8 protein-coding genes are annotated in these 7,328 nt (G+C 33.4%); all 8 read left to right on the top strand.

Translation table 11 applies throughout. From position 1 onward, the window contains the following. On the top strand, positions 1–897 hold an 897-nt coding region (locus C661_RS24365), incomplete at its 5' end, for a polymorphic toxin-type HINT domain-containing protein (protein WP_242826019.1). Between the two features lies 1 nt (position 898). After that, a complete protein-coding gene (locus tag C661_RS0120635; RefSeq protein WP_017417221.1) occupies positions 899–1,327 on the top strand; it encodes an Imm26 family immunity protein in 429 nt (142 codons plus the stop codon). A 627-nt stretch (positions 1,328–1,954) separates the two neighbouring features. Further along, on the top strand, positions 1,955–4,006 hold the full coding sequence (locus tag C661_RS0120630) for an RHS repeat-associated core domain-containing protein (protein ID WP_017417220.1): 2,052 nt from the start codon (positions 1,955–1,957) through the stop codon (positions 4,004–4,006). An 18-nt stretch (positions 4,007–4,024) separates the two neighbouring features. Beyond that, positions 4,025–4,408, top strand: a complete 384-nt coding sequence (locus C661_RS0120625; protein WP_017417219.1) for a hypothetical protein — start codon at positions 4,025–4,027, stop codon at positions 4,406–4,408. 193 nt (positions 4,409–4,601) lie between these two features. Then, positions 4,602–5,072 carry a hypothetical protein gene (locus tag C661_RS22465; protein WP_017417218.1) on the top strand — a complete coding sequence of 157 codons (471 nt, stop codon included), beginning with the start codon at positions 4,602–4,604 and terminating at the stop codon, positions 5,070–5,072. 2 nt (positions 5,073–5,074) lie between these two features. Next, positions 5,075–5,542, top strand: coding sequence for an Imm30 family immunity protein (locus tag C661_RS0120615; protein WP_017417217.1), 468 nt, complete (start codon positions 5,075–5,077; stop codon positions 5,540–5,542). A gap of 856 nt (positions 5,543–6,398) precedes the next feature. Beyond that, entirely contained in the window at positions 6,399–6,815 is a 417-nt protein-coding gene (locus C661_RS0120610) for an immunity 70 family protein (protein WP_017417216.1), read from the top strand. Positions 6,816–7,123: 308 nt separating this feature from the next. Then, positions 7,124–7,328: polymorphic toxin-type HINT domain-containing protein (locus tag C661_RS24530; protein WP_369325306.1), on the top strand; the 205-nt coding region annotated here is incomplete at its 3' end.

Here is a 7,328-nt window from a genome sequence, read left to right as displayed (position 1 = left end):
GTACACTTGGAAGTGGACGGAATTAAAATAGACGCAACTGAAACACATCCATTTTGGGTAGAAGGAAAAGGTTGGGTAGGAGCTGGTGAACTAAAGGTAGGAGACAAGGTTACATTAGAAACAGGGAAAAAAGCAAAAGTAGAAAGTGTAACTATTGAAAAGCTAGATAAACCAGTAAAAGTATATAACTTTGAAGTAGAAGATTGGCACACCTATTTTGTATCAGAGATTGGAGTACTTGTTCATAATAAGTGTACGGCGGATCCTAAAACTTATCAGACTTATACAAAAACAAATACAACCACCGGTGAAGTATATTCAGGAAGAACTAGCGGTAAGGGGACTCCAGCGGAAAATATTGCGAAAAGAGATGCTAATCACCATATGAATGATAAAGGATTTGGTCCAGCAGAAATTGATAAAACATCATCAAATAAAAATGCAATTAGAGGGGTAACTATTGAAAAGCTAGATAAACCAGTAAAAGTATATAACTTTGAAGTAGAAGATTGGCACACCTATTTTGTATCAGAGATTGGAGTACTTGTTCATAATAAGTGTACGGCGGATCCTAAAACTTATCAGACTTATACAAAAACAAATACAACCACCGGTGAAGTATATTCAGGAAGAACTAGCGGTAAGGGGACTCCAGCGGAAAATATTGCGAAAAGAGATGCTAATCACCATATGAATGATAAAGGATTTGGTCCAGCAGAAATTGATAAAACATCATCAAATAAAAATGCAATTAGAGGAAGAGAACAACAATTAATTGAAGCAAATGGTGGTGCAAAATCTGAAGGTGGAACATCAGGGAATGCTATAAATGGAATAGGACCTAATAACAAGAAAAAAGATATTTATATAAAGGCAGATGAGGAGGAATTTAAATAGTATGGTAAATAAAAAAAAGAAAAGAGTGAAATTAGGGGATATTTATGCTATACCATTGCCAAATGGAATGTATGCATTTGGTAGAGTAATGAGAGATGCAGGAATAGCGATATATAAGTATACTGGTAACAGTATTGAAGATATTCCCAAAATAGAAGAATATCAATTTGTAGTTGGTGTATACAAAGACCTGTTACAGGATGGAATATGGACAGTGATAGATAACAGACCATTTAATAATGAAGAAGAGTCTTGGCCACCAAAACAGTATATTATTGACAAGATAAATGGTAGTTACTCTATATATCACAAAGGTGAAATTACTCCTTCAACACAAGAGGAATGTGAAGGGCTAGAAAAAGCTGCTATATGGGATGCTCATCATATCATTGATAGGATAATGGGAGAAGATAAATGGCATAAAAGATAAATGTTAAGAATTATTTCTGGATATAAAACATAGAGATAGATTCACGATATACTTACAAAGTAATAAGTAATAATACAAGAACTTATTACTTCGTGTATCAGTTTAATAAAGGGAGTAGGGAAACCTCACCACATAATAATAATGTAGTGAGAAGATGAAATGAATCAGCTGAAATTTAAGTAGGCTGGTTCATTGTTTTTTGCACTTTTACAAACATAAGTGCCTGATAAACGACTTTCTAGGTAATTAAGTCTAGTGACTTTAGATGCCAGTAAAACGAGGATAGAAGATATGTGTAGGTTGATAAGCAAGGAAATCCTAGGTTCAATAATTCCACTTAAAAATTAATGGAATTAAGAATAATAACATATCTAAGATAAAAAATAGAAAAGCGCTAAAAATAAAAAGAAATTGATAGATAGAACATATAAATTGGAGAAAGTATAAAGGATGCAGTTAACTTAGGGAAAAGGGAAGGGCAAGGGTAGTAATGGAAAGCATTTAGGATGGTATAAGAGAGCAGAGCATCCAAAGAATCCAGGAAACCAAGACCCTCTAGACACTCCAGAAAATTATGAGATAATAAATTATATCAATGATGTATCACTAGAAAATCCAGAAGTACTGATGACATCAGATGCAAATGGAAACTATACTAATGCCTATACTTATGGTCTAGATAGAATATCAGTAGATAAACTATCGCCAAATAGTGATGCTAAGACTGATCCATTATTCTACTTGTACGATGGACGCGGTAGTGTAGCTAATACAACGAATTCTTTAGGACAAGTAAGAGATAAATACAGATACGACCCATATGGAGAAGTAAAGCACGGAGGGTTCTGGGGAAGTAATGGAACCCATTATGAAAACTTCTACGGATATAATGGAGAAGATTATAATAGGCTTAGTGGGTTAGAATACCTAAGAGCAAGATACTATGAACCAGAGAGTGGAAGATTCTTAACAAGAGACAGTTATCTAGGCCCTCTAGACACTCCAGAAAATTATGAGATAATAAATTATATCAATGATGTATCACTAGAAAATCCAGAAGTACTGATGACATCAGATGCAAATGGAAACTATACTAATGCCTATACTTATGGTCTAGATAGAATATCAGTAGATAAACTATCGCCAAATAGTGATGCTAAGACTGATCCATTATTCTACTTGTACGATGGACGCGGTAGTGTAGCTAATACAACGAATTCTTTAGGACAAGTAAGAGATAAATACAGATACGACCCATATGGAGAAGTAAAGCACGGAGGGTTCTGGGGAAGTAATGGAACCCATTATGAAAACTTCTACGGATATAATGGAGAAGATTATAATAGGCTTAGTGGGTTAGAATACCTAAGAGCAAGATACTATGAACCAGAGAGTGGAAGATTCTTAACAAGAGACAGTTATCTAGGAGATGTAATGCAGCCATTAACCCTAAACAGGTATGCCTATGCATTAAATAATCCTATGATGTATACAGATCCAAGTGGACATTGGCCAGGATGGCTTGATAAGGCTGCATCATCTGCAAAGAATTTTGTAAGCAATGCGGTGGATACTGTATCAAACTATGTATCAAAAGCAGTATCTTATGTGGAAGATGTTGTATCTACTGGTTGGGGTTATGTTAAGAAAGCCTATAACTATGTAGCTGACAATGTTAAAAGCTGGGTTAACTCAACAAAAGAAAAAGCGAAGTCTTTTGTCACAGAGGCAGAACAAAAGATTTCATCAGCTAAAGAAAATATAAAAAATACAGCAAATAAGATTGTACAATTAGCAAAGCCAGTAATTTCTACTATGAGTCACCCAAATGAAGTTGTAAGACTAGCAATGGATACTATAAAGAAGGGCTGTGAAGGAGATCAGTATGTAGCAAGCCAAGCTTATAAGTATAGTGATAATATAATAAAAGTAGCAACAGGAGTAGCAGCAGTTGTAGCAGGAGTAGCAGCTATAACTATAGCAGCACCGGTTATACTTCCAGCATTAGCAGCAGGATTCTTAGAAATGGGAATAGTTGCAATAGGTGCTGCAACTCTTGGAACTACAGCAACGGCAATGGGCGCGTCAGAAATATCTGATGGACTATTTGGGGTGAATCCGACAAGAGAGCTAGCAAGCAACGTAGGAATAAGCAATGAAGACTATGATTTAATGTTCGCAATGGTAACTGGCGGAGCTTCTATTGGAGCGAATTACTTAGCCACTATATCACAAACCAGCAAGCCTTTACCACAAAATACCACTAATAATACTGAGGTGGAGGGTAACCCTAAAATTCAGATTAAGAATCCTAAGGATGCAGGATTAAAACCTGTTACAAAGGGGGGGGTTAACACTACAAAGATAAATACACCAAGTGCCAATACAAAAGTAATAAATGCTCCAGAAGTAAAAGCACCAAATGTTATTAAATCAAGCGAAGTTACAGGCAATTGGGAGAATTATTTAGGGGGAAATACAACGAATATTAATCCTAGAACTGGTCAAGTTGACCCTAATAGAATTTTTTCCGCAGATGGAACTAAAAGCATCCGATTTGATAGTCATGAAATGAATAGTATGGGCACTACTAAATTCCACTATCATATGGAAACATGGACTTATGATGCTGTAAATGACACGATGACAGTTACAAATACACTACAAAGAATAAAATAGAAGAAAGGTGTGGAATTAGTGAAAGTCAAGGTAAACAAAGTAATTGATGAAGGTTCAAAGAATACTGTTATATTCGCAACAGAGTATGGTAATGCAAAAGGCACATGGAAAGGATGTTTACCAGAAACTGATAAGGACTATTATATAGAGTTTGAAATTCCTGATACCCTAGTTTGGCAAAAGGATGTTATTGCTTCTGAAAGATTAGAGGATACCATTGGAATGGAAAATGATATATTCTACCTGATAGGCTCTTTAGAATCTGCAGAAGGAGATGGATATACTGTAATTAGACTAGGCGAAAGTATTGTTTCTCTTGATATAGAGGGGAATCCACTTCAGGTAGGGACGTTCGTAAAAGTTAAGGCTGATAATTTATTTTTATATGATATGAATTATTAAAAAGCTATCTTCAATGTAGTGAGTTCTGAATGCAAAATTAGAGAAATAGTGACTGTAAAACAATAGGGATTGATGACAAGGGTATAAAAATCTATCATTATCAAATAAACCTGGGTTAATAGGTAGCATTAAGTTTGCTGCATAATTTCAATTCTGTAGTGAGCAGATGAACAAAGATTAAATCAATGTTAAAATGGTAGTAATAGTAAAAACTATTACTACCATTAACTTTTGTAACTACAGTTTCAGCCCCAAGGGGGTGGGTAACCCTCTATTAGAAGGTGAAGGAAAAGTAGGGACTTACAAGGAGTTAATAGATGCAGGAAAAAGAGGTGACAATTTAACACCACATCATATGCCATCAGCAGAGTATATGAAGAAACAAGGGGTTCTCAAAAACGATGGTATTTCTATGAATATGGAGCAACCAGCAACTGGAGGACGTCATAGATTGACAGATACTTATGGAAGGAATATGACTGACTTAGAGAAAGCAGAATACTATGGATTGAATCCTAGGGATGCATTAGCACATGATATAATGAATGCGAGAAAAATATATATGGAACAAGGTAAATATACACCTGAAATAAGGCAAGGGTTACAAGATGTTATTCAACGAAACAAAATTGATTTCCCAAGCTTATATACTAAGAGGAGGTAAATATGAATATAGTTGATGAAGTAAAAAAGTTACAGGAGAATAAGCTACTAAGAACTAACGAAGAGATAGAAAAATTTGAAGAGGCAATTGATAATATTTTAAGCTTTGAAAATCATGAGCATATAAAGCATCTATGCACAGGGTTTGACGATAATACTAAAGATGATGAAGTTATGTTTAGTCTAGTCCATGCAATCGAATCATATGACAATATAGTTGAAAGTAGATTATCATTAAAGGAATTTTTATATGCTATTCCTAATGTATATTCTTATGCAAAAGGATGGGTAATAATAATGAATAAACGCATATTAAATGATGATAATAGCTTAGAAAGCTATATTGATGTAGCTAAGAACTGTGATAACAGTTTAAAAATGATTTTGATAGAGTTGATGAATGAGATAAAAAAGGATAATTCAGAAAGATTTTCTCAAGTAGTTGATAAATTCTTGTTAGGAATAAAGTAGAAAACTATTATTCTCAATTCATAAAAATGGATAATCTAGCTGCAAAATAATAGTGTAATAATCTGTATATATGAGAGTTATTGCTATAAATTATTAGTCGGCAGTTGGGGAAGTAAATATTCACTGCATAATTGTAATAATGCAGTGAAAAGATGAAATGAACCAGCTGAATTTAAGTAAGCTGGTTCATTATTTTTTAGCAGTTAATATATGCTGTAAATGCATCATTAAAAGAACTATATTAAAAAGCGACGATAACACATCAGAAAACAGAGATTTTAAAGATTGTGGACAAGAGTGGTGTTAAAATTTAAAAGTGTTGAATAAAGGCTAAAGATACTGATTTAATAGAAATTGATAGGTGGTTAAAATCTTTTCAGCAGTTCCTCAAGCATAAGCATCTGATAAAAGATTTCCTTGCTAATCAACACTTGAATCTTTAGAAGCCAGTAAAACGAGCATAGGAGATATATGTATCCTGATAAGGTAGGAAAACCTAGGTTCATTAGTTCCACTTGAAAGTTAATGCTATTCAGAAAAATAATATATACAGGATAAAATCTTTAATACTTGAACAGATAAAGGTATATGATACAGGATTTCCTGGATAACTGGAATAAGTATCTCTAGGAGCCAGTAAAACCAGTATAGAAGAGATATGTAACCTGATAGGCTAGGAAGACTTGGATTCGATAATTCCACTTGAAAGTTAATGCAATTCGGAACAATAATATATACACTATGATAATTGATGTTAGGGGTCAAGAGGTTTCTAATGAAATTTTGAGAAATATTAGAGATAGTATTGTTAAAAAATCAGATACTAACGTAACTATACAATTTAAGAGGTGATGAAATGGCTATTGGATTTAGAGTGGATTTTTTATGGTATCAAGTAGGTGCGTCAGATTTTCTACATGCATTCTTTTCTACTATTAGTTATAATTTAGAATCAAATAAATGGGGAAGTAAATACCCTTATTTAATGAATGAACTATATCAAGGAAAATTAAGTTGGAAGAATGCGAATAAGGCAATAGAGGAAATAAAAGATATTGAAAATGAATTTAAAAATTTTAAACCATCACAAGTAATTTGGGATATTGAAGATATCTCAAAACAACCTCCGTGGGGGGATAAGATAAGTCCTGAAATTACCGATTTATCTAATTATTTTGTAACGAGTGATGGTAGAGATTTAATAGAAGTTATACTAATGGCTTTAAATGATTCAATATCTGAAAAAACAGATATAGAAATAATAAATATCTAACTGTAATATAATAGTAATACTGAATGTATAAAATTGATTCATATAAGGGTGTATAAAAATCTTTATAATACAAAATAAAGTATACTGAATAATATTAATAATACATTGAGAAAAAGACCAAATGAACTAGCTGAAAAATAAGTAGGCTGGTTCATTGCTTTTTATAATGATAAAATGGTAGGTACTAAAACTAAAAATAATAGAATGCATTCTTCCCCAAAGGGGCAGCTAAAACTAAAACACTTTTAGAAGGCTGAGTATGTTTTGTAGCAGGAACGGCGATAGTGACAGAATTGTGAGATAAACCTATAGAAAATATCAAAGTAGGTGATAAGGTATATTCCCAAAATGCAGATACTGGCGAAAAAGGATACAAAGAAGTAAAGAATGTATTTGTAAAAGAAACAAGTACCTTAGTACACTTGGAAGTGGACGGAATTAAAATAGACGCAACTGAAACACATCCATTTTGGGTAGAAGGAAAAGGTTGGGTAGGAGCTGGTGAACTAAAGG

Source organism: Clostridium tunisiense TJ (assembly GCF_000300195.1).
GTDB classification, from domain to species: Bacteria; Bacillota; Clostridia; order Clostridiales; family Clostridiaceae; genus Clostridium_J; species Clostridium_J tunisiense.
This window is presented reverse-complemented; position numbering and strand designations above follow the sequence as displayed.